Source organism: Aquiflexum sp., assembly GCF_977115555.1.
This window is the reverse complement of sequence record NZ_CDSBKL010000001.1, coordinates 1-25,414: the sequence shown is the minus strand read 5'-3', so window position 1 is coordinate 25,414 and position 25,414 is coordinate 1. Positions and strand designations below refer to the sequence as shown.

The window sequence follows — 25,414 nt, the reverse complement described above, 5'->3', positions numbered from 1 at the left end:
AATTTCTTTTTTTCTCCTGCTGATTTCTCAGACCTATTCCGTTTTTCTGTTGAACGAAAAAATGGTTTCAGGAAAGGCCGGTTCCCCATTAATCTCCATGATCGGATAGGCCATAAAATTGATAGGACCTCCTGTCGGTCCCGGACTGACTTTCAGGTCACGGCCCTGACTGAATTCAATCCTATTGGCAGGATGTCTCCCAAAATAATAAGTAGCAAGCGCTGTATACTTGTTGCCCTCGCTGATATCTACCGGCCACCATTTGCCCTCTGCATAGAATTCGGCCCAACAATGATACCCGTCAATCCCCCCTTCATTCCTGTCAGAAGGGATCGAGGCTCCAATGGAAAACCTCGCAGGAATATCAATGGACCTTGCCAGAGATATGAAAAATGAATGGAATTCAGTACAATTTCCTGTCTTGGAATCACATGCATAATTGGAATCCCCGCGGCCGTATTTACCAAACTTCATGTACCGCATGTTATCTATGATATAATCGTAGAGCGCTCTTGCCTGCACCAACTTATTGTCGTTTTCTTTTCCTTTGATGGCTTCTTTGGCTATTTCTTCAAACCTTCCCCCGATCGGCATCAAAAGATTTGGCTCTAGGTATTTCTTATCGACAGGATTCATGGCATCATAAGGACCTTTTTCTTTCCGGGCCACCTGATAGGTAATGTCGATTTCCTTACCGCTATCCTCCGGCCCGAGTTCGAGGTAAAGAATCGTGTTGTCAAAATCCTGTTCTTTCAACATTTGATGTTTCCCCGGGAGGTTCATTCTGGTCACTTCTACATTTTGGAAGCTGTCACTTTTGGCAATGGGAATCCACATTTTGGCAGATCCGTCAATCTTGGGTAATTTGGAATAATAGTGAAAATCAAATTCATCCTGTCCTTCGACGACGCCAAGCAAATCTGTGGATGCGGTTTCAACTGGGACACGGCGCCAGGTTTTGTCCACGACTTGCTTCCAAGTGTAGAAAGGTTTTCCATTCAGTTTGTGTAAGGACGTTTCGGTTACCTTCATGTTACCGGGTTCTCCTTCCATAAAAAAATCCACATCATAGACGTCACCTTTTTCATCAGCCAAATCCACACAGGCAAAATGCTTATTTGGGCCAAGGTTAGAAAGGTATTCTGTGTGAACACGGACGAGCTTCAACCGGAAATTTCCTCTTTCGTCATTGACTTGAAAATAGCCGTCTCCAGTCGCTGTTTCACTTTCAATATAGGCTTTGATCCCAGTTTCGATTTCAGCAATTGAGACTTTTTTAACCTTTTCCTCTTCCTTGCTTTCTTCCTTTGCTTCCCGTCCTGATTGGCATGATGCCGCTAAGAGGAGTGTTCCTATTAAAATGGTGAGTTGGTATCTCATCTTTGGGCTTGGTATTTTTGATTTGTTAATCAGGTTATGAATTTTTGGCAAACCGTCATTTATCTTCTCCAAATATACAATTTATCTAAAGATGGGGATTCCAAAAAAATATCTTAAAATCAAACAGTCACCATGGCGGTATTTTAAAGTATCTTTTTATCCATTGGAATAATCACCTGTAAAAATGAATGGAATGTTTTTTAAATTGTATGAATGTAATTCCAAATTTATTTAGCCCACTATGGCAAATACCATCTACTTCCTTTTTCTGTTCATTTCTCTGAACTTGGGCTATATACCGGAAAACATTTTGTCAGAGAAGGAATTATCCTCTGCAAGACCCAAAGTCTCTTTTACTTTCGACGATGGTTCAACCCGTGACTTGCCCAATTATTCATTGGAAGAATGGAACGGAATGATCCTCGCTAGTCTGAGAAAGCATGAGGCCAAAGCGGTCCTTTTTGCCACCGTCGGACCTCTTCAAAATGAAAAAGGAAAATACGTACTTTCCTCTTGGGACAAAGCAGGCCACAAGATCGCAAACCATACCTACACCCATCCAAGGTTCAGCGATCCAAAGACAACTTTGGAAATGTTTAAAACTGAGCTTCTCCGCAATGACAGCGTGATCCGCTACTACCCAAATTTTTACCAGTACTTCAGGTTTCCTTATCTCAAAGAAGGAGAAACCCAAGAGAAAGTGGAAGGATTTAGGGCCTTTATGAAAGAAAAGGGTTATAAAAACGGCCACGTCACCATAGACGCTTCTGATTGGTATATCGCCTCAAGATTAGTGGATAGGCTCAAAGAAAACCCACAGGCTGATGTAAGTGGATTCAGGGATTTTTATATTGAGCACATGTACGACAGGGCAGTTTTTTATGATGGCTTGGCAGAGGAACTGACAGGAAGAAAGATAAAACATACCATCCTTTTGCACCACAACTTGGCGTCAGCGATGTTCCTCGATGACCTGATCGCCTATTTTAAGGAAAAAGGATGGGAAATCATCGATGCGGATGAGGCATTCAAAGACCCGATTTTCAATGAAGTCCCAACTGTGGTTCCGGCAGGAGAAAGTCTGATTTGGGCTCTTGCCAAGCAAAGCGGAAAGTACGACAAAGACCTTCGCTATCCCGCGGAAAACGGCGATTACCTTAAGGCTAAAATGGATAGTCTGGGATTATAAGCCCTGCCAGAAACCCCAATGAAAAAAAGATCTATTTTCTAATTTAAAGTCGAGATTGACCTCACCTATGAATTCTAAACACATTTCTCCCAAGATCTTGCGCATAATCCTTTACCTTGGAATAGTGGCGGTAATCCTAGGTGCCGCAGATCCTTTGGAAGGATCTATTGCCATAGTGGTTGGAAGTGTTTTGATAAGCTTTTCTACTTTTTTGAGTAAGGACAGCCAATGGAAAAAATTCCTTTGGGCCACTTTCATGATCCTGATCGGGGTGATTTATATGTTTTATGTCTCCTCATTGGGTGGTTTTGGAGGCACTTCATCCAGGTCTTGGTGGTGGGCTTTTCCGATTCTTCCTTATCCGGTTGGTTGGTTTTGGATTATTGTTTTATTGTTGAAGCGAAGTTTCAATAAAACCTCACAAACAAGGGATAAAAAATCATCTCCAAATCCTTTGCCTTAGTCAAGCTCTAAATAGCTTTCATTTTGTATTTTTAATCCTTCGGATCAACCTTAACAACCTAGAATGAAAGACCTTGATTCCATCGTTTCCGGATTTTTGAATTCTACGCTTCCCAAAGAGGAGTGGACCCACGAAACTCATCTGTCTGTGGCAGCTTGGCATATCAAAAAATTTGGTTTTTATGAGGCCGTTTACAGATTGAGGACGGGTATTATTTCATTGAACCGATTTCATGGTACTCCCAATACCAAGGACTCCGGCTACCACGAGACTTTGACGGTTTTTTGGGCTAAAATAATCTACCTCCATCAAGAAATCAGTAATAAGAATTTTCTTCCTGACCTTGTCAGGGAATTAATTGACAGCCCTTTGGCTTCCAGAGAACTGCCCTTTGTTTTTTATAGAAAAGAAGAAATCCTTGGCACAAGGTTTAGAAGCATGTACGCTGAACCTACCTTGAGGAAGTTGGATACACATGCCATTAGGTTGATTTTAGGAGAATCTGGAGTTTGACTTTGGTATATAGTTAACCCCATAAAAGGGGGTCAAATATTTCTTTTTTGGAAAAGGAATTGAACTCAAATTTGAATAGGAAAACCAATATTTTTAAATTGAAACCTTGATTTCATTCTTTTAGATTTAAATTAAAAAAGCCATCATGGAAAATTACGAAACACTATCACAAGCGATAAACGGGCTGAAAAGCCAAGGATATACCGAGGATTTCAATCTCAAGGAATTTTGTATTGAATGTCGTGGGGGTGAATTCCGCATATTACATGATGAATTCCAAATAGATAAAGTTTATCGGTTTGAGGGAAATTCTGATCCTGATGACCAATCGGTACTGTATGCTGTATCTTCCGATAAATTTCACTTGAAAGGGATTTTGGTAAATGGCTATGGTATATACTCAGATCCCCTGACAGATGATATGCTTAAAAAATTGAGTTATGATCCTGATTTAAGGGATTGAATTCAAAATTGACTTTGTGAAATCTTTTTTTCATTTCCACAAATTTCCCAGGTTGCCTTTATTATGGAACATAGGAATTTCCCTTTTTGAAAATAACCATTCCTCTCTGAGTATTTTTCCCTCTGAAATCAAAAAAGCGACAGGTAGGACCCGCCGCTTTTTCCAGTAGTTATAACTTTCATTTTAAACTTTCTTTACATTTTAGCTGAGTAGTTTGGGGCTTCTCTTGTGATGCTTACATCATGAGGATGTGATTCCTTGACACCCGCAGCAGTGATTTTTACAAACTTGCCATTCTTCTGAAGGTCTTCTACAGTTGCTGTACCACAGTAGCCCATTCCTGCTTGAAGCCCGCCTACCAATTGGTATAAAACTTCTGAAACCAATCCTTTGTAAGCGACTCTTCCCACGATTCCTTCTGGAACAAGCTTCTTGATATTGTCTTCAGCATCCTGAAAATATCGGTCTTTGGAGCCGGATTCCATGGCTTCCAGAGAACCCATCCCTCTGTATGTTTTGAATTTTCTTCCTTCATAAATCAACATTTCACCCGGAGCTTCCTCTGTTCCTGCAAGCAAAGATCCGATCATTATTGATCCTGCTCCTGCCGCAATGGCTTTGACCAAGTCGCCGGAATACCGAATCCCACCGTCTGCAATGACTGGAACGTTTCTTCCTTTCAGCGCTTCTGCACATTCAAAAACTGCCGAAAGCTGTGGAACACCGACACCTGCTATCACCCTTGTAGTACAAATACTTCCAGGTCCAACTCCCACTTTGACGGCATCTGCACCTGCATCAGCAAGTGCTATTGCAGCTTCCGGAGTGGCAATATTGCCTACTATGACTTCCAGATCAGGAAAAGTATCTTTGATTCTCCGGCAGGTATCCATGACACCTTTGGAATGTCCGTGGGCTGTATCGATAGAGACCACATCCACTCCGGCATTTCTTAAAGCTTCCACCCTTTCTACAATATCAGCGGTTACTCCGATCGCTGCACCGACACGCAGTCTTCCAAATTCATCCTTACAGGCAAAAGGTTTATCCCTTCTTTTGAGGATATCCTTGTAAGTAATCAGACCTGTCAATTTGCCTTCCTCATCCACTATGGGGAGTTTTTCGATTTTGTATTCCTGTAGAACTTCTTCAGCCTGTTCCAAAGAAATACCCGCTTTTGCCGTAATCAGGTTTTCACGGGTCATGATATCCTTGATCTTTACATTTGGATCTTTGATAAACCTCAGGTCTCTATTGGTGATGATTCCTTTCAAAACCCTGTTTTCATCCACTACCGGAATACCTCCAATGTGGTATTCACGCATGATGGCTTCAGCGTCTCTAACTTTGGATTCGATGTCCAATGTAATCGGATCCAAAATCATCCCAGCCTGAGAACGTTTTACCTTTCTCACTTGAGCGGCCTGCTGGTCTATAGACATGTTTTTGTGAATGAATCCGAGTCCACCTTCCAATGCTATGGCTATGGCCAATTCAGATTCCGTCACAGTATCCATAGCTGCGGAAACAAGCGGAATGTTGAGCCTGATTTTTTTGGTAAGTTGGGAGGATGTATCCGTGTTTCTTGGAAGGACTTCAGAATATCCCGGTACTAAAAGCACATCGTCATAGGTGAGTGCTTCAAAAAGAAATTTATTGGAATTGAGGTTCATAGCAAATTCGGTTAGGTAACCCTATTTGCCCGTCAAAGATAAGAACATTTTCAGTTGTCTATCAAATCGGTTTGAAAATAAATTAATTCTGAGATGTGAGACGTGAGATATGAGATGAGAGACTTAAGATTCTAGATGCAAGACACAAGATTCAAGACTTTGGATCACAAATATCAGAAAGGGCTTCCCTTTTTATTTCAAAGGAGGTACAGCCTGTTCCGTTTTCTTCACAGAAACTTACATCGGTTTCCACGTCATCCTGAAGGAGGAACAGCCTGTCCCGTTTTCTTCGGGAACTGAAGGATCTCATTTGCCTTAGGTGAGACCCTTCGTGCCTCAGGGTGACGGTAGACAACCTGATAACTTGACAACAATGACAACGCGTAGCTGACAACAACTATAACCACTACAACAATTACAACCAAAAAATCCCCCTCCCCGCAAGCGCATTCCAAAGTGTTCCCAAAGAGAGAATGAAATAAATGGCAGCAAAAATATTTACCTTTTTGACATTAGTCCTTGCAAAAAACCAGGCAAAAAGCGGTACTGCCTGCAAAGCATGAAGTCCGAGAAAATGAAAAATCCTTAGGTCCCCATATGCCTTCGCCCAATTCAGAAAGAAAATTCCTTCCTGCCCATCAGGGGCACCTACAGTATGACTCAGGTTGGCCGCCATCAAGTACCCCTCCATACTTGCCACGATGAATATCAGCATCCCCAATTGTATTCCTCTTTTATAGCCTGCAAACAGCGATTCTACAACTGAAAATAACCGATACGCCCAAAAAACCATGATGGTATTGATCAGAATGGCTATTCCCATTATTTGGAATAGGACAGCATTGGCTATCGAACTGACATTGAAATGGGAGAGTTCGCCCCTTGATGCTTGATAAATAATGATCACCTGCTCGATTATCATTGCTGTGATGATGGTCAGTTTGATCTTTTGGACTTTCCTTATTTGGGGGAGGTAAAATAAAAACCAAGCCATCGTCCAGGAAAATATCCCGATCGAAACAGCAAATTTCATTGGCTTCATCCAGACACTGACACCATTCAAACTCCTGTCATCAAAAAAAGAAATAACCAACAATACGAAAAATAAAATGAAATTGAGAAGTCCAAACTGCCCTAGAGACTTGCTTCTCTTCAATATTTTTTTGACAAAATTCATGGGTGATAAGGACTCTGATTGAGTTGTTTGGTTTTGAAAGCCCTGACAAGGAAGTAAGTCAAAAGACCCACAGGGCCCATCATAAAAGTCAAAATCAGGCAAGGCAGCACCAACCATCGGCTGATATCTTTTCCCCAGGCATCCTGAGCGATCCACATCCCGACAAACAGGTCAAAGGCAAGGTAATGAATCCAACCTGCCAACAGGGCCTCATCAGATCCGAAAAGCAACCTGACTTCCGACAAGGTACTGAATCCTCCTTCCCCTCCACTGAACAATGCCGGTATGATATAAAAGGCATAAGTCAAGGCCATCAAAATAAAAACCCCTGAAAAAAGGGTCTGGTAAATCCATTTTCGGGGGTAGAAGATAAACAGTGCAATCCATGAGAAAAAGGCCAAGGTGCTGGCCATGCCAAAAACAGCTTCTAGTGTCATGGGAATCGGATGTTTGGTTAATTTAAATTTAGGGAAAATTATCCCGCAAAGGCGCAAAGGCACAAAGAAAAATTTGGAAAATGTAATTTTTTACCTCAAAAGGACAAGAAACCAAGAATCGCTGATTCGAAAAAAAACAGGTTAATTCAAATGCATACCGTCATTTTCCTACCTTAATTTATTTTCCTCTTGATCTTGGCGATATAAAACCCATCATAACCGCTATCTTGAGCAAGTACCTTTTGGTCTTCTACCAACTCAAAGTTTCTGCCGTTTTCTGAACCAAGGAATTTTTCGACCTGCATTTGATTCTCAGTAGGTAGGATACTACAGGTCGCATAGACCAATAATCCTCCTGGTTTTACCATGCCTGCATAGTTTTGAAGAATTTCCTGTTGGATGGCCTGTACCTTTTCTATCGACTCAGGAGTCAGTTTCCACTTGGTATCAGGATTGCGTTTCAATACTCCCAATCCCGAGCAGGGCACATCCAACAGCACCCGGTCAGCAGATTCCTTTAACCTTTTGATGGTCTTATTTCCCTCGATCACCTTGGGTTCGATGATGCTTATTCCGTTTCTTCTCGCTCTCAGTTTGGTGTTTTGCAGCTTCCATGCCTCTACATCCATGGACAGGATCCTGCCTTTGTTCTGCATGAGCGCGGCAAGGTGAAGGGATTTCCCCCCCGAACCGGCACAGGCATCGATCACCCGCATTCCGGGTTCTACCTCCAAAGCTGCAGCCACAAGTTGGGAGGAGGCATCCTGAATCTCAAACAATCCTTCTTTGAAAGCCGGGTTTTTGAAGATGTTCTGTCGCTTGGCAAGCACCAAAGCGTCCTTGTAGCCTTTAGGCGCATAGGATTCGATGCCATCTTCCGCAAGCCTTTTCATCAGCTGTTCACGGGTAACTTTAAGTGTATTGACCCTGAGGACCACATCCGCCTCTTGGTTGAGGGTTTCGATTTCTTTCTCCCATTTCTCTCCCAAAAGCTCAGCACCCAAGTTGTCCAACCAATCGGGAATAGACTGAAGCACTGCCCTTTCCCTGATCCTGTCGTAATTTGCCAAGATAAATTTTGGATCCATTCCTTTGAATTCTCTCCAATCGGGAAGTTCATTTCCCTGAAGCACCCAATAGGTACCAAAAAGATGGTACAGATCATCGGAAGGACTGATTTCATTCAAAAGTCTCCACCAGCGCACAATTTCATAGACTGATTCGGCAATGAACCCGCGATCACGGGCACCCCATTTTGGATTGGATTTCAATTTTCTTTCAATCACTTTATCAGCATACCTGTTTTGGTTAAAAATTTCATCAAGGGATTCAATGACAGCGCTGACTGTGTTGGTGAAGAGTTTCATGGTAAATATTTATATGAGGCACAAAGATAACAGGATTCCATTGCCCGATAGGGAAAGGTTTAAAATCCCAAAACCGATATTTTTATTAATTTTGCACCCGCCAATCAATATTTGAATTATGCTTGACAAATTACAAGCGCTTAAAGACCGATTTATAGAAGTAGGCCAGCTGATCATTCAGCCGGACTCCATGTCCGATATGTCCAGGTACACCAAGCTGAACAAGGAATACCGGGACCTCGAAAAGGTGGTGAATCTCTACGACGAATATAAACTGGTCAAAGAAAACATAACCAGTACCAAAGAAATCCTCGAAAAAGAGAAGGATCCGGATTTCCGGGAAATGGCAAAAGCCGAGCTGGATGAACTGAGACAAAGGGAAGAAGAGTTAGAAGAGGCTTTGCGTCAGCAGTTGATCCCCAAAGATCCAAATGACTCCAAGGATTGTATCCTCGAGATCCGTGGCGGAACAGGTGGAGACGAGGCCGCTATTTTTGCAGGGGATTTGTTCAGGATGTACCAGCGTTTTTGTGAAAAAAAGGGTTGGAAACTCACTGTGCTTGATTTGACTTTTGGCTCTTCGGGAGGATATAAAGAAATCATCAGCACCATCACAGGCGAGGATGTCTATGGGATGATGAAGTATGAATCCGGCGTGCACAGGGTTCAGCGGGTACCTGCCACAGAAACACAGGGAAGGGTCCATACTTCCGCTGCGACAGTAGCGGTCCTTCCCGAGATGGACGAGGTGGAAGTTAACATCAATATGAATGAGATCCGAAAGGATACCTATTGCTCCTCCGGTCCAGGTGGTCAGTCCGTAAACACAACGTATTCAGCGGTCAGGTTGACTCACATTCCATCAGGCCTTGTTGTGACCTGTCAGGATGAAAAATCCCAGATCAAAAACTTTGAAAAGGCCCTGAAAGTACTCCGCTCAAGGTTATACGAAATTGAACTTGCCAAGCACAATGATGCAGTCGGTGCACAAAGGAAGACGATGGTAGGAAGCGGTGACCGCTCTGACAAAATCCGTACGTACAATTATCCACAAAGCCGCGTAACCGATCACCGGATCAACAAGACTGTATATAACCTTCCTGATGTGATGGAAGGCAATATTGAAGATTTCATTTCCGCGCTTAGACTTGCCGAAAATCTCGAAAGGATGAATAGCTCAGGGATGGAGGATTGAGAAATGGGCAACAGTTTACAGTCCATAGTCCACAGAAGGTGAAATTGAACCACAAACCATATTATTAATAGTTTTGGTCTGGATAGGGCAAAGAAATAATTTTGAAATAAATGGAATATCCGGAATAAATCTAATGGAAAGGTAAAAAGGAAATGTGTATGTACGCTCCTTTGCCAATAACTATATAAAACTCGGTGTGATTACAATTGCGGGGGCAATGGACCGTCGACAGTTGACTATAGTCAGATTATCCGCAGATTTAATCATTGATTTTCAGCAAGTGGCAAAGTAGCGGATAATCATAAAAGGGAATGATGATTGCATAAAAGCAAAAAGAAACCATCAATAATCAAAGTCACATTCCAAGTGATCAAAAAAATACAAATTCTTTTCAAAAAAACTCAAAAAACTCCGCTATCTTAAAGAGCAATAACCAGCTATAAAATGAAGATTCAAGGAAAAGGAAATGTAAGCTTAGTGACGTGGCACGAAGGTCATTACCACAGCTTATATCCGATCGCCAACAACCCAAATATTGCCAAAAACCTGAGGGACAGTTTCCCTTCTCCTTACACCATCCATGATTCCCGTCACTGGATCGAACACAACCAAAAATTCAATCCTCCCCAAAATTTTGCCATTGAGTATGATGGCAAACTGGCAGGATCTGTAGGCTGTGAGATCGGCAAAGATGAGCTTCGAACCAACATGGAAATCGGTTTTTGGGTTGCCGAGCAGTTTTGGGGAAAGGGAATAGCTACCCAAGCTGTGCAACTGTTTACAGAATATGCTCTGGATAAATTCCCCAACATCAAGAGAATTTATGCGCAGGTTTTTGATTTCAACGTGCCTTCCATGAAGATCCTTGAAAATTCAGGCTATGAGCCTGAAGCCATTCTGAAGCATGCGTATATCAAAAATGGACAGGTCGGTGATTTGTTTCAGTACGTCATCATCCGGGAAGAAGTAGAAAAATATATGGATTAAGGTTTAATGAAACATTCCTTACTTTTGGGGCTGATGAAAACAGCCCTTTTTTTGTTTTTGGTATTTTCAGTATCTATTCCCTTTGCTTTTGCACAGGAAGTAAATGATACCCTTCCCAAATCCGAAGGAATAGATCGGATATTCGACTTTGGAGATCAGGTCATTGATCTCATTTCGGGAGAAAAGTGGGCTTTCATTCCTGCGGTGACCTATGCACCGGAAACAAAATTGGGCCTTGGGGTACGGGCAATCAGGGTTTTCAAACACAAGGGAGAAACCAATCCCAACCTCCGCCCTTCCTCCATCCCAATCACCATTTTATATACACTCAACAACCAGACGATTTTCACCACAGAACTTGATCTCTGGGCAAATGAGAACAAAGAATACCTGAATGCCCGTCTTGAGCTTTCCAACTTCCCCTTCAAATTTTACGGCATCGGCAATGACCCAATCACTGAGGAGGGGGAATCCTATACGACGAGGTTTGCCTATTTTCACCTGAACTACCAGCGTCAGGTTATCCCAGGATTATTCATTGGACCGAGGTATGAATTCAGAGTGGATGACATCTACAGGCGTGTTCCCGGTGGAATATTGGAGACAAGCCAAGTTCCGGGATACGATGGGCAGCGGCTTTCCGGCTTGGGATTGAACCTTAACCACGACACACGAGACAACATCTTCCAGCCTACTAAGGGATGGCATAACAAATTCAGTTGGATGGGGTTTGCTTCTTTCTTGGGAAGTAATTTCAGTTTCAACCAATACATTGCAGATTTCAGAAAATATATCAAAACCAGCGACACACATGTTCTTGCCTTACAGTCTTGGTGGAGTTTCACCACCGGAAATCCACCCTTCCAACATATTTCCCTGATTGGCGGAAGCGACAGGATGCGTGGATTTTTTGAAGGAAGATTTAGGGATAACCATGCCATGGTCCATCAGGCAGAATACAGGTTGCCTGTTTACAGAAATCTCGGGCTGGTGCTTTTTGGACATGCCGGACAGGTGGCTCCAAAAGTCGGGGATTTTGGATGGAAAAGGTTTCGGTATGGAGCAGGTTTTGGATTCCGATACAGACTCAATGAAGAGGGTTTAAATATCCGTTTGGATTTCGCATTCGGTGACCAGCGTGCTTTCTATTTTGGCCTGAACGAAGTGATTTAGAATCCCAAAAAAAGTAAAAACTATTTTTTTATTCAGACGTTATTTTATTAAGTTTAAAAAACCTGTTCAAGCTTATGAAAAAATGTCTGTCCTTATTTCTCAGCCTTGGGATATTTACCTTTTTAAATTTTAGCCTTTTAGCGCAGACTGCTAAAGATAAACTCAGCGAATCCTTCGAGGAGTACAACAAAACTTTCCCTTGGGAAAAAGTATATCTTCATACTGATAAGCCGCATTATATCCTAAACGACACCATCTGGATCAAAGCTTATGGCATGATCGAAAATGGCAATGAGGCTCCGGAAGTGACTAAATCTGTTCCGCTTTATGTGGACCTGTACGATGCCAAATTCGAAAGGTATATTGATCAGATCATCATCAGGCTGGAGGAAGGCAAAGGTCAGGGGGATATTGTGCTACCCAAAGACCTAGAACCGGGAGCATATTCCTTGAGGGCTTATACCCAATGGATGAGGAATTTTGGTGAGTCAGCTTTTTTCCATAAAGACATTTGGGTAGGAGAATTGGGTGAAGGTTGGGAATATGCTGGATCAGATTCCAAATTGAATCTCGGCTTTTTCCCCGAAGGAGGCGATCTCGTAGAGGGAATAAAAAGCAAAATCGGGTTCAAAGCTACGGATGCCTACGGGCGCAGCACAGATGTAATCGGATATATACTGAATAGTCAAGCAGATACTGTAATGCGGTTCGAATCCGAGCATCTTGGCATGGGAAGCTTCGATTTCAACCCAAAAGAGAATGAATCCTATGAGGTCATTGCCCGATCTCCTGAACAGAATTGGGCCAAATTTGCCCTTAGCCGGATCCAAAAACAGGGCTATGTTCTTGATTTTGATCCCCTATTTTCTGAAGAGGAAATCAAAGTAGAGATCCGACATAACTTGGGAAAGGCAAATGAAAACAAGAAACTCTACCTCATAGGCTTGTCCAAAGGACAAAAAGTCTATGAAAAGGAATTTGATGGAAACCAAGCTAACAACACGACATTGATATCCAAAGAGGACTTTTATCCCGGGATCATCACTTTTACTTTGATGGACGAGGAGACCACACTTTTGGCTGAGAGGCTGGTTTATCTTTTTCCTTTTTCCGGAGGAACCACCACCTTCAAAACAGCAAAAGCCGAATACATTTCCAAAGAACGCGTTCAGATGGAAATCAACGTAATGGACGAATTCCAAAGTGCAGTTGAAGGAAACTTCTCAGTGTCTGTGACAGATGCCTATCAGGTTTTGCATCCCGAAAATGCAGAAAATATCCATTCCTATTTTCAGCTGAGTTCAGAGATCAAAGGAGAAATCGAACAGCCTGATTATTACTTCAACCCAGAAAATCCAAATGCGGAAAAATACCTGGACAACCTCCTGCTGACCCAAGGATGGAGAAGATTCTCTTGGGAACATTTGGCAAAATTAGCCAATCCTCCGGCTTATAATTTTGAAGAGGGGCTTACTTTGACCGGAAAAGTATATAAGGTAAATGAGAAACCGATCGAAGAACCCCATGAATTGCGCATGTTGGTAACACACGCATATGGATTGCCTATTTTATATGAAGGCAAAACTGACCAATACGGCAGTTTTTCTTTTGTTGGAATGGATTATCAGGATTCGGTAGGAATTTATCTTCAGGCTTTTGTAGAAAGGGAGAAAAACAATGGAAAAACCGCTGAGGTGAAAAAAAATGAAGTTATCATGTCCATTCCAAAAATCCCTGATTTCCAGGAAAGGAACAAGGCATTGCTTCCTTCAGGGGACAAATATCAGGATTACAATGAATATCTAGTCACTGTAAAAGAAGCCAAGAACATGTTGGAGCAATTCAGACTTAGTCAAGAAATCGAGCTTGGAGAAGTCACCGTCACAGGGAGGCGTAGCGAACCCATCCCTGACCAGCGAGCCATACAATATAATGATTCCCCAGACAGGAGCATAGCAGTGACTGAAGAGTACTATTATTTTCAGAATATATTCCAGCTTCTTCGAGGCAGGTTTCCCGGCGTGAATGTGGTAGGTGATGTATTTAGCATCAATCCACCTCCAAGTGTAATTATCCGAGGTGGAGGTGCCTCAATCGTGAACGCTGGTGGTGCGACATTTTTAATTGATGGCATGAGGGCAATGCCCTCTATGGTAGCAACTTTGCCAGTTGCTGAAATCGAAAGAATCGATGTCCTCCTTGGACTAAGCAAAGGCGCAGTATATGGTGCTGACGGAGCAGGGGGAGTTATCAATATCCTCACTAAGGCAGGAAATCCCAACAGGGATTTCTCGGATGATATTGTCACGGGAAATGCCACCATCAAAGCCAAAGGATATGATCCAATCCGTGAATTCTATACACCTACAGGAGTATATGACATCAATGCCCCGATTGCAATTGACTACAGGTCCACGATCTACTGGAACCCAAATGTGGACACAGATAACACGGGAAAGGCGCAGATTGAATTTCTCCTGACAGAAAGCAAACCGGAGGTATTTGTAGACCTTCAGGGGATTTCCAAGTCGGGTGAACCCATTCGCGCCACTTATCGCTTTCAAGTAAAATAAAAACAAATGACACGCTTTCAGACCAGATTTGTTTTGAAATTTGTTTGCCTTTATTGCCTGTTATTTTCTTTGACATCCGCGTATTCTTTTGGACAATACAGTCTCAAAGGTAGGGTCGTCGATGCGGAGACTTTGGAGCCTTTGCTATTTGCCACTGTATTTATCAGTAATTCCAGCATCGGGACTTCCACCAATAAGAAAGGGGAATTTGAACTGAGCATCCCCGAAGGCAACCATGAACTGGTAATCAGCTACATCGGGTTCCAACCCTTCAGCTATAGCATATCCACCAAGGTACTGAGGTCTTTCTATGAATTCAGGATTTTGCCCGAAATCGTCGAATTGGAAGAAAGTGAAGTGAAAGAAAAAAGGGACAAAACCTGGTATGACAACCTTGAAGTCTTTAAGAAATATTTTTTGGGCGGCAGTGCCAATGGCATGAGCTGCAATATCCTGAATCCTGAAGTACTGATCCTCGACGGTGAAACAGAGCCAAACTCACTGAAAGTCCGTGCAAGGGACATCCTCCAAATCGAAAACCCCAACTTAGGTTACCAAATCAAATACGTCCTCACCGGATTTGAATTGAACAAAGCAAGAAATGAGGTGGTGTACGCAGGCTATCCATTTTTTGTGGAAGAAAAACTCCCAAAAAGGAGGATCAAAAAAGTAACCGAAAGCAGAGAAAAGGCTTATTTGGGAAGTATGATGCATTTTATGAGGAGCTTGTATACAGGAGACGTTGAAAATTCTGGATACAGGATTTTCGCTACGCAAAAAGTCCCAAACCCAAAAGCTCCCATTATTTCCAATTTGGAAATAAACCTGAATGGTGAGGACTCTCAGGAAAATACCAGTGTTTTGGATAGTCTGGATAGTAATCAGGAAAAAATAGCATATGATTCTATGGATATTCCTTTCAATGACCCAATTGACGCTCAGACCTTGACCCGCTCGACCCAGGATGGAAAGGTGTTTATCATTTATAATAAACCTGTCTATATCCTGTACCTACATGAAGAAGAGGAGTCCGCTTTTTTTCTCTACAGCCTCCGCAACATAAATTTTTCACTCAAGAACCTAGGGCAGACAGAAAGCAAGGAATCCGGCGTCAAACTTCCGCAGCTCAGCAAAATGGAAATGCGCTCCAAAGCGGTTCAAGTTTTTGATAACGGCAGCTACTTTCATCCTTTTGACATTTTTGTGCAGGGGTATATGGGTTGGGAAAGAATCGGTGACTTGATGCCGCTGGATTATGGGATGGAAATAAAGTAATCTTTGAAAGAAAGATTTGACAGCATTCCCAGAAATCAGGTTTCTCTTTTTTGCTATTATTCTAGGAAAATTAGCTTCAAAAATAACTTGAGCTATGAGGTTAGGATAAATATTGGCTATTTTTAGTTTGTTTATCAAACCAATTCAATATGTCCAAAGTCTTCAATCAACTTTCGCTCACTTTTCTGTTTTTAATTTTTTCTGTCGGATTTGCCCAAAGTCAAAACATTGAATCCCTAGTTTCCAAAATAAGGCAGTATAATGCTTATTTTCCTTCCGAAAAAGTCTATCTGCACACAGATAAGCCACATTATTTCTTCAATGACACCATTTGGATCAAGGCATATGGAACTTTGGAAAAAGATGATCAGATTTCCTACAATACCCCTACCGTTCCTGTCTATGTAGAATTGATAGAAAACCAAAGCAAAACCCGGGTCAGCCAGATTGTTCTCAGGATGGAAAAAGGAATCGGAAAAGGGGATATCACCTTGCCCTCAGGTCTATCAGCAGGGATGTACACCCTAAGGGCATACACTACTTGGATGAGGAATTTTGAGCCTGATGTGTTTTTTCACCAAGCCATTTATATTGGCGAACTTGGTAAAGTCACTGCTCAGGTTAGTCCTGCTTCAAGGGATTTTGATATGGCTTTGTTTCCGGAAGGTGGAGACTTGGTTGATGGCATTTCTACATCGATTGGGTATAAAGCTACCGACCAAAACGGTAAGGGTTTACAGGTCAGAGGACATATCCTCAACTCAAACAAAGACACTTTGGGCAATTTTTCTTCCTCTCATCTTGGTATCGGCAGTTTCACTTTTATTCCCAAAAAAGGAGAAAAATATGAAGTGATTGCGCTAGGCGGAGGAACACAAAAAAGAATTGGTTTTCCAGAAATCAAGGAAAAAGGTTATGTTTTGAATGTCAATTCTTCCTTTACTGCAGAGCAACTTGAAATTTATATTAAAAGTAATATTACAGAGAAGGAAAATCTTCACCTAATTGCCATGTCCAAAGGCGCCCTGCTTTTTACTCAGACATTTGAGGGAGGTGCAGCGATGAAAAAATTCACCTTGAACAAAGCGGATTTCAAATCGGGTATCATACAATTTTCTTTGTTGGATGGTTCGGGAAATCCAATTGCAGAACGTTTGGTTTTCTTAAAGCCGGAAGAAAAAGCCACTTCCAAATTCATAACCTCCAAAACTTCTTACTCTCCCAACGAAACCGTAAGGATGGAAATACAGGTAAAAGATGCTTTTGGAAAACCGGTTCAAGGCAATTTTTCACTTTCGGCTACAGATGGGATTCAGGTTTCTAATTTTCCCCTTGCTGAAAATATTAGCAACTATATGGACTTGTCCTCCGAATTGAAGGGAGAAATAGAGCAACCTGCTTTTTACTTTGATACATCCAATCCGAATGCTGCGAAAGATCTTAACAACCTGATGCTTACCCAAGGTTGGAGGAGATTCGATTATTCCAGACTTGCCAAGTTGGAAACTGAAAGGGAACATTTCTTTGATTTTGGAATGCATATCAATGGCAGGGTATTGCCTGAGGGAAGAAGAGGAATCACAGAATCCAAATTTTTGACTTTGATCGTCAATCAGGATGAACACCCATTGGTCTATGATGGGCAGACAGATGAGAAGGGATACTTTTCATTTCAAGGTTTGGACTTTGAAGATTCAACCTCGATTTACATCCAGGTTTTTACTGTAAACAAAAATAGAAAAAACAATCCTGTTCAGTTCAAGCCGAATGAAGTGGAGTTTTTTGAGAAAAACAGACCGGAAATTACGTTGAAGAATTCAGGTTTACTTCAGGATAATGAGACAGATTTAGAATTCAAGGAATATTGGGTTGAGGTCAAAAAGGCTGATCTGATGATGCAGCAATTTCTCAAAAACCAAATTGTAGAATTGGAAGAGGTAACTGTAGAAAGCAGTCAAATCCAAAAGAAACCTGATATCCGCGCGATCCAATACGGTGACAACCCTGATTTTACGCTGATGGTTACACCGGAAGAATGGGTTTTCCAAAATGTATTCCAACTCCTCAGGGGCAGATTCCCGGGGGTCACAGTCAGCGGCGACGTTTTCAGTATCAATCCTCCGCCTACTGTCACTATCCGCGGTGGCGCACCGGGAGGCTCACAAAATAGGGGGGCATTGTTTCTGCTGGACGGCATGCCTGTACAGACTTCTATGGCGGCGGTGATCATGGTTCCTGATATTGAGCGGATCGACCTTCTGAGAAGCATGTCCAAGGCAATGATTTTTGGACCTGACGGTGCAGGTGGTGTAATCAATATCTTTACAAGAAGAGGAAATCCCCAAGCTGAAACTATTTCAAAAACCCCACAGATTGACAGAAATGCCACACTGAACAAAACTGGATTTGCACCAGTAAGGCAGTTTTATACTCCACCAAAGTACATTGAAAATGTGGGGCCAAGGATACCCGACTTCAGATCGACCATCTATTGGAATCCAAATATTGTAACTGACAATAATGGAAAAGCGGTGGTGGAATTCCCTCTTACCGATGGAAAAACGCAGGTAGAGGTCAGGCTTGAAGGGCTTTCTGTCGATGGTAAGCCTGTTTCAGGAACTTATTCCTTCAAAGTACAATGAAAATCCAAACACAAAATCCCTGTTCGTACGGACAGGGATTTTGTTTTTTCAACTCCCAATAAATCAATGGTTATTTCTTAATCCCCACTTAAGTAACTAAGTCTTTTCATCTATAAGACCTAGGAAAATTTCTAAGTTAAAGATTTCAAAATTGGTTGGAAAAGGCTTATTGCAGGTAATAGTTGAGGATTAAGGTTGGTTATCCTGAATCGCCCATTTCATCAAAGGTCCTGAAGCTATTGAAGAAATCAGGGCAAGAATTACAAGTCCAATGAACATGGGTTCTTGAATCAAACCATTCTCCAATGCAATAAGTCCCAAAATTATATCTACGCTTCCTCTTGTGTTCAGCCCGAAGCCAATCAATTTTGACTTCCATTGTGGCAATCCTGAAAGCCTTGCTCCGTAATAACCACCTGCGATTTTGGCCAATAAACCCACGATAACCACTACTCCGACTATAATTGGATCAAATCCCTCGACAAAATCCACCTTAAGGCCAATGGATACAAAGAATATGGGAGCAAAAATATTGTTGATAAATTGATGTAAGATCTCTTTGGCCCTTTCGGACAAATGCTCCGAATCCCCAAGGGCAACGCCGATAATAAAAGCTCCAAAAATGGCATGGATTCCAATAAACTCAGTAAAAGAAGCCGCCAAAAAACAGGTGGCCAAAGCAAGGGAAAGTAAACCACCAGGCCAAGCGAGATTTTTATTTATCCAAGGCAAGGTTTTTCCAATTACCGCTTTTCCAAGTGTCAACATGAAAAATGTAAAACCCAATGTCAGAAATATGGTCCAAAATACTCCTAATCCTTCTTGACCTGAATCGGATACTGACAAAATAATCGAAAAAACAATCCAAGCCAGAATATCTACGATCATTGCACTGGCAATTATCAACAAACCTGATTGTGTTTTGAAAATATCGAGATCCATCAAAATCCTTGCAACAACTGCCAAGGCGGTAATCGAAATAGACAATCCAAAAAACAAAGAGGCTACAAAAGGCTCCTCAATATTGAGTCCTAAAAACTCCGGAAAACTGAAGGCTAAAATGAATCCACAGATAATGGGGATTAACATGGAAAAAACCGCAATCCTAAACGCATTCTTTCCTTGGCTCCAAACCACATTCAATTCGACCTCTAGTCCTGCAATAAATAACAGCAGAACTACTGAAATCTGAACGAAGCCGTCCAAAGCCAGATTTGAATTGACATTGGTATCGAAAAGGTAGGTATGGATTTCAGGCAAAAAATTCCCCAAAATTGTGGGGCCAATCAAAATCCCTGCTAATATTTCCCCTACTACAGGGGGCTGATTGATTTTTCTTGCGATTTCTGCAAATACTCTTGCCAAAATCAACATTGCTGCCAATTGAAGAAAAAGATTGACTACATCCTGGTGTGAGAGGGTCTCCATATGTAATCAAATTATTTTTTGAGAATTAATAAATTACAGGGAAGGTTGTTGAGGATCTCCTCAAGGTCATGGGGGAATAGCCTGTCCAAAAATCCTAGTTTGCCTTCATCACCCACCACCAATAAATCCGCCTTTACATCCTCAGCAAATTTGGCCAATTCTATAGCCCACTTTCCACAGGTAACCTTGATGTTGATTTTCAGGTCTCCCTTATCCAAGTCTTTTAAAATATTATTAACATAGGCCACTTCTTCTGCGACCAATTTTCTCCGTGTACTTGATATTTCTCCTTCCCCACCTTCACCGGCTGTGGCCATCTGAAGGCCGTACATTTTGATCTCATTGACGACAAAAACCTGTTTGGCTCCATCCAATTTGCACCACTCAAGGCCTTTTTCTATGACCAATGGCGTCTGTTCCTGCTCAGTTCCGTTGATGACTACTTTATCAAAAGGAGTAGGCTTTTCCAATGGCTCTATCAATGTCAGCACCGAGCACTTGGAATTTCGTATGATCTTTCTTGCAATTGAGCCGATATAATAATTCAATAGACTTTCACTTTTGAGCGCCCCGGCAACCAAAAGATCCACGTTTTCGGATTCACAGGTCTGGAGAATTTTTTTCGCAGGTTTGCCTTCTACCCAAATGGTTTTCACTCCATCTTGAAAGAGGCCATGTTTCTCAAGCAATTCGTGGAGTTTTTCTTCATGAACGACTGATTTTTCACCCACATGGATGAGTACCAATTCCGCCTGAAAGAGGTCTTTCAATCTTTTGGATTCTGCAACTAGGGCCTCCATTCTTGGAGAGAAAGCAATGGCAAGAGCAATTTTACGAAACATACCTTGGAAATAGTGTTTGTGGAAAAATACCAATTTTTTTGGCTTGGAAATAACTTTTTATGCTTTGTTTTTTAAATGGCGTAAAATTACGTTCCACTCATCCATGCTGAAAACCTTTCAAAACCATGCAAATCACTACGGCGAATCGGCTTTTATTTAACAATTTTATTTTTGTAACATAGCAAGCTTAAAGACACTCAGAGTGTCTTTTTTCATTACAGAACTAAACCTGATATACTTTATGAAGAAAATGTATTTATCGTTGGTGGCGGGTGCGGGAATGCTGTTTTCCGTAAACGCTTTCACGCTGGCGCAGGGGGATTATCCCACACTTAGCCAGATTACCCAAAGGCTGCAAGCCATATCCGGCAGCGGAAGTGTGGCCAAACTCAGTTCGCTTACCAAAACCGAAGGCGGGAAAGACATCTGGGTATTGAAAATCGGAAACGGCGACATGGATAACAAACCCGCCGTTGCCGTAGTTGGCGGGGCAGAGGGCTTTCATGTCCTCAGTGTAGAATTGGCAGTTCAGTTTGCCGAAAGATTGGTCAAAAACCATGCATCGGCTTTGGACAAAAATACTTTCTATATTTTTCCAAACATGTCGCCTGATGCCTATGAGCAGTACCATGCATCTTTGAAATACGAAAGAAGGGGCAATGCCGCCAAAATCGATCAGGATCGTGACGGACAGGTATCGGAGGATGGCTATGAGGATCTCAACAAAGACGGACTCATCACCATGATGCGCGTCGAAAGTCCGATGGGTGAGTACATGGCCAATGAAAAGGACGAAAGGGTAATGGTAAAAGCTGACAGGTCCAAAGGCCAAAAAGGCACTTACCTGATGATGCCTGAAAGCATGGACAAAGACAAAGATGGAAGCTTCGGTGAAGATCTGACAGAAGGAATTGCCTTCAACAAAAACCAGACCTACAAATTCCCGATTTTCCAGCCACTAGCCGGTGATTTTGCAGTATCGCAGGCCGAAAGCCGCGCCATGTTGGATTACCTTTTCAATCAGTGGAACATCTTTGCTTTTGTAACTTTCAGCCCTGCAAACAACCTTTCCGCTCCCTTGAAATACAATGCCGGGGATGCCAAGAAAAGGATCATAGCCTCCATGCTGGAAAAAGATGTAGCCATCAACGGCATGGTTTCAGGAATTTACAATGAAACCGTATCCCAAAAGGCATTTAACCAAAGCAATCAAGGAACAGACGGGGACTTCTTCCAATGGGCATATTTCCATTTTGGAAGACTCAGCTTCAGCACACCTGGTTGGTGGGTTCCTGAGGTAAAAGGAGAGGATGGCAAATCCAACAGCAATGCTGAGGCAAACTTCCTCGCATGGGCTGCAAAAGAAAATCTCAACAATGTGTTTGTGCCTTGGGCTCCGGTAACGCATCCGGACTTCCCCGGCCAAAAAGTGGAAGTCGGCGGCATCAGGCCTTTTGTGATGTACAATCCCCCCTTTGCCAAAGTGGATTCTATTGCCATTGAGCATACAGCATTCATCTTGAAGCTGGCAGAAATGAGTCCGAAATTAGAGTTTCACAACGTGAAATCAGAGAAACTCGGCAACGGCCTAACAAGAATCACCGCAGATTTATTCAACAATTCTCCGTTGCCAACACATTCAGATATGGGTGAAAAGTCTCGTTGGTTGAGGAAAATCAGGGTAGACATCAGTAAAGACGCCTCCGACCTGATAGCAGGTGAAAAAATCAAGCTCATAGACAAGCTTGATGCCTATGGAAAAACCACACTTACTTGGGTGGTCAAGGGAAGTGGCTCTGTGGATATCAAAGCCGGCGCAGCACATACCGGGATCGCTACACTCAATGTGAAACTCTAAACCGACAAAAAAATGAAATTCAAAAATTGGATATATACAACTGCCTTAGGACTGGCAATCGGTTTTGCAGGCATTCAGGAGACCAACGCACAGGAAAAGTATTTCCGCGCCATCGGCACTCCGCACAATCCCAAAGTTCAGGTTTCCTGGAACAGGTACCATACCAACCTTGCTTTGGAAGAAATCATGAAGGACATGGCCAAAAAGCACCCCGATCTGGTGAAGCTTGAAAGTATCGGCAAGTCCTTTCAGGGAAATGACATCTGGGTGCTGATCATCACGGACTTCAAAGCAGGCAAAGCTGAAGACAAGCCCGGGATGTGGATAGATGGAAACATCCACTCCAACGAGATCCAGGGAACTGAATTCACGCTCTACACCGCATGGTACCTTTCAGAAATGTATGGGGACCTGGAATTCATCACCCAATTACTCAAAGACAAAACATTCTACATCGCGCCTACCATCAATCCTGATGCGCACGATAACTTTATCAAAGAACCAAACACTCTCAACTCCCCGCGATCAGGAATGATGAATATGGATGATGACGGTGATGGAGTGATCGGCGAGGATCCTTTTGACGACATCAACAAAGACGGACATATCACCATGATGATCCGTAAGTCTCCTACAGGCCGCTATGTGAAGGACCAAATGGACCCACGAAAACTCATCATGGTCGCTCCCGATCAAAAAGGGGAATATGAAATGCTGGGCTTTGAAGGAATCGACAATGATGGCGATGGTGTCATCAATGACGATGCTATCGGCTATTATGATCCAAACAGAGATTGGGGATGGAACTGGCAGCCTGATTATGTACAGCGGGGAGCTTGGAAATACCCTTTCAGCGTGCCTGAAAACAAAGCCGTGATGGAATATGTGATGAAGCATCCAAACATTGCGGCCGCCCAAAGTTACCACAACTATGGTGGCATGATTCTCAGGGGTCCCGGTGCTGAGGAAGACTTGGGAACATACAACCAAACCGATATCCGCATCTATGATGCCATCGCCAAAAAAGGTGAGGAATTCATGCCGGGATACAAATACCTGGTGGTTTACAAAGACTTGTATTCAGTGTTTGGCGGTCAATTGGACTGGTTCTACGGTGGAAGGGGAATCTTCACATATTCCAACGAACTGATGACTTCCTATCTCTATTTGCATAAAAATGCAGGAAGAGGCAATCAGGATGAACAAATGATGGTGGACACTTACCTGACATTTGGTGATGCCTTTGTCAACTGGGCGGAATATGACCATCCACAATATGGAAAAATCGAAGTCGGTGGGTTCAAGAAAAACTTTGGACGTCTGCACCCGGGATTCCTTTTGGAGCAGGATGCCCATAGAAATGCCGCCTTCACCATCTTGCACGGTTACCACACTCCAAAACTCAGCGTGATGGATGTCAAAGAGGAAGACATGGGAGGTGGATTGAAAGCTGTAACGGCGACAATCTACAACGAAAGATTGATCCCTACCCACTCCAGTCAGGATCTAAAATACAAGATCGAAAGACCTGATTATATCAGCATCACCGGCGCTAAAGTGGTGGCTGGATTTGTTGTGGACAATGAGGACTTCAACAGACTTTCCGAGCAAAAGACAAATCCTGAAAAAATCTCCGTCGCCAATATCCCGGGAATGGGTACGGTAAAAGTGAGATGGATCGTCTCCGGCAACAGCAGCTACAGCATCAATGTAGATTCTGCCAAAGGCGGAAAAGCAAGCTGGAAGAAGTAATTTCAATAGCTGAGAGTCGATAGGCCATAGTCCATAGCGGATTGTCATCAAATAGAAATAGCTACCTGATCTCTCAGGTAGCTATTTTTTTTGTATTCTCTTGTGAATATGAATTTAGATAAAATTTGTATGGACAGGAAACTTTTATAACTCATCGAAATCATTGATTCGAAATAAATACCAAAAAACACCCTTCATAGGATTGATTTCAAATCCTGATTATCCCTCTAAAAGCCCTGCCAGAATAGTAAGATTGGGCGCCATTGTGATAGGTAAAAACATGGTCGTAGCGACGGTCGCAAAAAAGAGCTCCACCCAGTTTTCTGATAGCTTCGGGTGTCTTCACCCAGCTTGAGGTTTTGGTGTCAAATTCTCCTAATTGCTGCAGGTCTCGATATTGCGCTTCGGTTAAGATGTCAATTCCTATTTCCTTAGCCATGTCGACGGCATTGTTTGCAGGTGGAAAATCCTTCCTCGACTCCAGCCCTTCTCGGTCATAGCATATACTTCTGCGTCCTTTGGGACTTTCTGCCGAACAGTCACAAAAAATAAACTCATCGGTAGGTGGATCAAATCCGATCACGTCAGGTTCTCCGCCAGTGATTTCCATTTGATGAAGTGACCATAGCTTTTCCCGGTTTCCATTGCCATGAAGATGGAAATCAAACCTAGCTTGGACAGCTGTCCATTCCAACTGTGGATGACGGTTTTTATTTTTCTCAAACCTGGTTTTCAAAGTACTAAAAAGTAGTTTGCATTGATCGGTAGACAATTCCTTTTTTACAGACATGGTTATTTATTAATAAATTGGATCAATATAAACATCAAATTAAACAAAATTAAGCATGGTCAGGATTATAAAATATGCCTATACCTCTTTGGAGGATAATGCAAAATCGAATTCATATATTCCCCTGATATGGTTTTTTAATTGAAAGTTGACCGGTCCACTATAATCACCCAACCCGTAAAATCTTTTCCATCTTTCGGCCTTTGGCCAATTCATCAATAATCTTATCCAAATACC

General features: G+C 42.4%; 22 protein-coding genes. 12 read left to right on the top strand and 10 right to left on the bottom strand.

The annotated features are described in order from the left end of the window. Positions 1-33: 33 nt before the first annotated feature. Complete coding sequence (locus ACZFYI_RS00110) at positions 34-1,380, bottom strand: transglutaminase-like domain-containing protein (RefSeq protein ID WP_462522086.1); 1,347 nt, start codon at positions 1,378-1,380, stop codon at positions 34-36. Between the two features lie 241 nt (positions 1,381-1,621). On the opposite strand from ACZFYI_RS00110, the gene ACZFYI_RS00105 reads away from it, so the two are divergent. The 4 genes from ACZFYI_RS00105 (at position 1,622) to ACZFYI_RS00090 (ending at position 4,008) form a co-directional block, all read left to right on the top strand. Then, positions 1,622-2,569, top strand: a complete 948-nt coding sequence (locus ACZFYI_RS00105) for a polysaccharide deacetylase family protein (protein ID WP_462522085.1) — start codon at positions 1,622-1,624, stop codon at positions 2,567-2,569. Between the two features lie 97 nt (positions 2,570-2,666). Continuing rightward, complete coding sequence (locus ACZFYI_RS00100; protein ID WP_462522084.1) at positions 2,667-3,032, top strand: hypothetical protein; 366 nt, start codon at positions 2,667-2,669, stop codon at positions 3,030-3,032. Between the two features lie 63 nt (positions 3,033-3,095). Beyond that, on the top strand, positions 3,096-3,545 hold the full coding sequence (locus tag ACZFYI_RS00095; RefSeq protein WP_462522083.1) for a hypothetical protein: 450 nt from the start codon (positions 3,096-3,098) through the stop codon (positions 3,543-3,545). A gap of 145 nt (positions 3,546-3,690) precedes the next feature. Next, a complete protein-coding gene (locus ACZFYI_RS00090; protein ID WP_462522082.1) occupies positions 3,691-4,008 on the top strand; it encodes a phosphoribosylpyrophosphate synthetase in 318 nt (105 codons plus the stop codon). Positions 4,009-4,202: 194 nt separating this feature from the next. Here ACZFYI_RS00090 and guaB read toward each other — a convergent pair whose 3' ends face one another. From guaB to ACZFYI_RS00065, 5 genes are all read right to left on the bottom strand, one after another. Then, a complete protein-coding gene (gene guaB / locus ACZFYI_RS00085) occupies positions 4,203-5,681 on the bottom strand; it encodes an IMP dehydrogenase (protein ID WP_462522081.1) in 1,479 nt (492 codons plus the stop codon). Positions 5,682-5,832: 151 nt separating this feature from the next. Next, complete coding sequence (locus ACZFYI_RS00080) at positions 5,833-5,991, bottom strand: hypothetical protein (RefSeq protein ID WP_462522080.1); 159 nt, start codon at positions 5,989-5,991, stop codon at positions 5,833-5,835. Between the two features lie 105 nt (positions 5,992-6,096). Then, positions 6,097-6,837: a hypothetical protein gene (locus ACZFYI_RS00075; RefSeq protein WP_462522079.1), complete on the bottom strand. Its 741-nt coding sequence runs from the start codon at positions 6,835-6,837 to the stop codon at positions 6,097-6,099. A 17-nt stretch (positions 6,838-6,854) separates the two neighbouring features. Next, positions 6,855-7,295 carry an ABA4-like family protein gene (locus ACZFYI_RS00070; RefSeq protein WP_462522078.1) on the bottom strand — a complete coding sequence of 147 codons (441 nt, stop codon included), beginning with the start codon at positions 7,293-7,295 and terminating at the stop codon, positions 6,855-6,857. Between the two features lie 173 nt (positions 7,296-7,468). Further along, positions 7,469-8,662: an RsmB/NOP family class I SAM-dependent RNA methyltransferase gene (locus ACZFYI_RS00065; RefSeq protein WP_462522077.1), complete on the bottom strand. Its 1,194-nt coding sequence runs from the start codon at positions 8,660-8,662 to the stop codon at positions 7,469-7,471. 118 nt (positions 8,663-8,780) lie between these two features. Between ACZFYI_RS00065 and prfA the strand changes: the two genes are divergently transcribed. From prfA to ACZFYI_RS00035, 6 genes are all read left to right on the top strand, one after another. Next, positions 8,781-9,857: a peptide chain release factor 1 gene (gene prfA / locus ACZFYI_RS00060; RefSeq protein ID WP_462522076.1), complete on the top strand. Its 1,077-nt coding sequence runs from the start codon at positions 8,781-8,783 to the stop codon at positions 9,855-9,857. A gap of 444 nt (positions 9,858-10,301) precedes the next feature. After that, on the top strand, positions 10,302-10,844 hold the full coding sequence (locus tag ACZFYI_RS00055; RefSeq protein ID WP_462522075.1) for a GNAT family N-acetyltransferase: 543 nt from the start codon (positions 10,302-10,304) through the stop codon (positions 10,842-10,844). 33 nt (positions 10,845-10,877) lie between these two features. Then, positions 10,878-12,017 (top strand): BamA/TamA family outer membrane protein, encoded by a 1,140-nt coding sequence (locus tag ACZFYI_RS00050; RefSeq protein ID WP_462522074.1) that lies wholly within the window; start codon positions 10,878-10,880, stop codon positions 12,015-12,017. Positions 12,018-12,091: 74 nt separating this feature from the next. Further along, positions 12,092-14,590 (top strand): TonB-dependent receptor, encoded by a 2,499-nt coding sequence (locus ACZFYI_RS00045; protein WP_462522073.1) that lies wholly within the window; start codon positions 12,092-12,094, stop codon positions 14,588-14,590. Between the two features lie 6 nt (positions 14,591-14,596). After that, positions 14,597-15,865 (top strand): carboxypeptidase-like regulatory domain-containing protein, encoded by a 1,269-nt coding sequence (locus tag ACZFYI_RS00040; RefSeq protein ID WP_462522072.1) that lies wholly within the window; start codon positions 14,597-14,599, stop codon positions 15,863-15,865. A 149-nt stretch (positions 15,866-16,014) separates the two neighbouring features. Then, positions 16,015-18,507, top strand: coding sequence for a TonB-dependent receptor plug domain-containing protein (locus ACZFYI_RS00035; RefSeq protein ID WP_462522071.1), 2,493 nt, complete (start codon positions 16,015-16,017; stop codon positions 18,505-18,507). A 189-nt stretch (positions 18,508-18,696) separates the two neighbouring features. Here the strand turns inward: ACZFYI_RS00035 and ACZFYI_RS00030 are convergent, their stop codons facing one another. Both ACZFYI_RS00030 and ACZFYI_RS00025 read right to left on the bottom strand, forming a co-directional pair. Further along, positions 18,697-19,935: a cation:proton antiporter gene (locus ACZFYI_RS00030; RefSeq protein WP_462522070.1), complete on the bottom strand. Its 1,239-nt coding sequence runs from the start codon at positions 19,933-19,935 to the stop codon at positions 18,697-18,699. 11 nt (positions 19,936-19,946) lie between these two features. Then, positions 19,947-20,777, bottom strand: coding sequence for a universal stress protein (locus tag ACZFYI_RS00025; RefSeq protein ID WP_462522069.1), 831 nt, complete (start codon positions 20,775-20,777; stop codon positions 19,947-19,949). Between the two features lie 241 nt (positions 20,778-21,018). Here ACZFYI_RS00025 and ACZFYI_RS00020 point away from each other — a divergent pair, with 241 nt between their 5' ends. Together ACZFYI_RS00020 and ACZFYI_RS00015 are read left to right on the top strand one after the other, a co-directional pair. Further along, positions 21,019-22,635 carry a M14 family metallopeptidase gene (locus ACZFYI_RS00020; protein WP_462522068.1) on the top strand — a complete coding sequence of 539 codons (1,617 nt, stop codon included), beginning with the start codon at positions 21,019-21,021 and terminating at the stop codon, positions 22,633-22,635. Positions 22,636-22,647: 12 nt separating this feature from the next. Further along, on the top strand, positions 22,648-24,387 hold the full coding sequence (locus ACZFYI_RS00015) for a M14 family metallopeptidase (protein ID WP_462522067.1): 1,740 nt from the start codon (positions 22,648-22,650) through the stop codon (positions 24,385-24,387). Between the two features lie 208 nt (positions 24,388-24,595). Here the strand turns inward: ACZFYI_RS00015 and ACZFYI_RS00010 are convergent, their stop codons facing one another. Both ACZFYI_RS00010 and ACZFYI_RS00005 read right to left on the bottom strand, forming a co-directional pair. Beyond that, positions 24,596-25,177, bottom strand: a complete 582-nt coding sequence (locus ACZFYI_RS00010) for a DUF4256 domain-containing protein (protein WP_462522066.1) — start codon at positions 25,175-25,177, stop codon at positions 24,596-24,598. A 166-nt stretch (positions 25,178-25,343) separates the two neighbouring features. Next, positions 25,344-25,409 carry a DUF2200 family protein gene (locus ACZFYI_RS00005; protein ID WP_462522104.1) on the bottom strand — a complete coding sequence of 22 codons (66 nt, stop codon included), beginning with the start codon at positions 25,407-25,409 and terminating at the stop codon, positions 25,344-25,346. Between the last annotated feature and the right edge of the window lie 5 nt (positions 25,410-25,414).

Excerpts from the sequence above, each read along its gene's own strand:
- ACZFYI_RS00110 (WP_462522086.1), bottom strand. The coding sequence starts at position 1,380 with ATGAGATACCAACTCACCATTTTAATAGGAACACTCCTCTTAGCGGCA.
- ACZFYI_RS00105 (WP_462522085.1), top strand. The coding sequence starts at position 1,622 with ATGGCAAATACCATCTACTTCCTTTTTCTGTTCATTTCTCTGAACTTG.
- ACZFYI_RS00095 (WP_462522083.1), top strand. The coding sequence starts at position 3,096 with ATGAAAGACCTTGATTCCATCGTTTCCGGATTTTTGAATTCTACGCTT.
- ACZFYI_RS00090 (WP_462522082.1), top strand. The coding sequence starts at position 3,691 with ATGGAAAATTACGAAACACTATCACAAGCGATAAACGGGCTGAAAAGC.
- guaB (WP_462522081.1), bottom strand. The coding sequence starts at position 5,681 with ATGAACCTCAATTCCAATAAATTTCTTTTTGAAGCACTCACCTATGAC.
- ACZFYI_RS00080 (WP_462522080.1), bottom strand. The coding sequence starts at position 5,991 with ATGAGATCCTTCAGTTCCCGAAGAAAACGGGACAGGCTGTTCCTCCTT.
- ACZFYI_RS00070 (WP_462522078.1), bottom strand. The coding sequence starts at position 7,295 with ATGACACTAGAAGCTGTTTTTGGCATGGCCAGCACCTTGGCCTTTTTC.
- ACZFYI_RS00065 (WP_462522077.1), bottom strand. The coding sequence starts at position 8,662 with ATGAAACTCTTCACCAACACAGTCAGCGCTGTCATTGAATCCCTTGAT.
- prfA (WP_462522076.1), top strand. The coding sequence starts at position 8,781 with ATGCTTGACAAATTACAAGCGCTTAAAGACCGATTTATAGAAGTAGGC.
- ACZFYI_RS00055 (WP_462522075.1), top strand. The coding sequence starts at position 10,302 with ATGAAGATTCAAGGAAAAGGAAATGTAAGCTTAGTGACGTGGCACGAA.
- ACZFYI_RS00050 (WP_462522074.1), top strand. The coding sequence starts at position 10,878 with ATGAAAACAGCCCTTTTTTTGTTTTTGGTATTTTCAGTATCTATTCCC.
- ACZFYI_RS00045 (WP_462522073.1), top strand. The coding sequence starts at position 12,092 with ATGAAAAAATGTCTGTCCTTATTTCTCAGCCTTGGGATATTTACCTTT.
- ACZFYI_RS00040 (WP_462522072.1), top strand. The coding sequence starts at position 14,597 with ATGACACGCTTTCAGACCAGATTTGTTTTGAAATTTGTTTGCCTTTAT.
- ACZFYI_RS00035 (WP_462522071.1), top strand. The coding sequence starts at position 16,015 with ATGTCCAAAGTCTTCAATCAACTTTCGCTCACTTTTCTGTTTTTAATT.
- ACZFYI_RS00030 (WP_462522070.1), bottom strand. The coding sequence starts at position 19,935 with ATGGAGACCCTCTCACACCAGGATGTAGTCAATCTTTTTCTTCAATTG.
- ACZFYI_RS00025 (WP_462522069.1), bottom strand. The coding sequence starts at position 20,777 with ATGTTTCGTAAAATTGCTCTTGCCATTGCTTTCTCTCCAAGAATGGAG.
- ACZFYI_RS00020 (WP_462522068.1), top strand. The coding sequence starts at position 21,019 with ATGAAGAAAATGTATTTATCGTTGGTGGCGGGTGCGGGAATGCTGTTT.
- ACZFYI_RS00015 (WP_462522067.1), top strand. The coding sequence starts at position 22,648 with ATGAAATTCAAAAATTGGATATATACAACTGCCTTAGGACTGGCAATC.
- ACZFYI_RS00010 (WP_462522066.1), bottom strand. The coding sequence starts at position 25,177 with ATGTCTGTAAAAAAGGAATTGTCTACCGATCAATGCAAACTACTTTTT.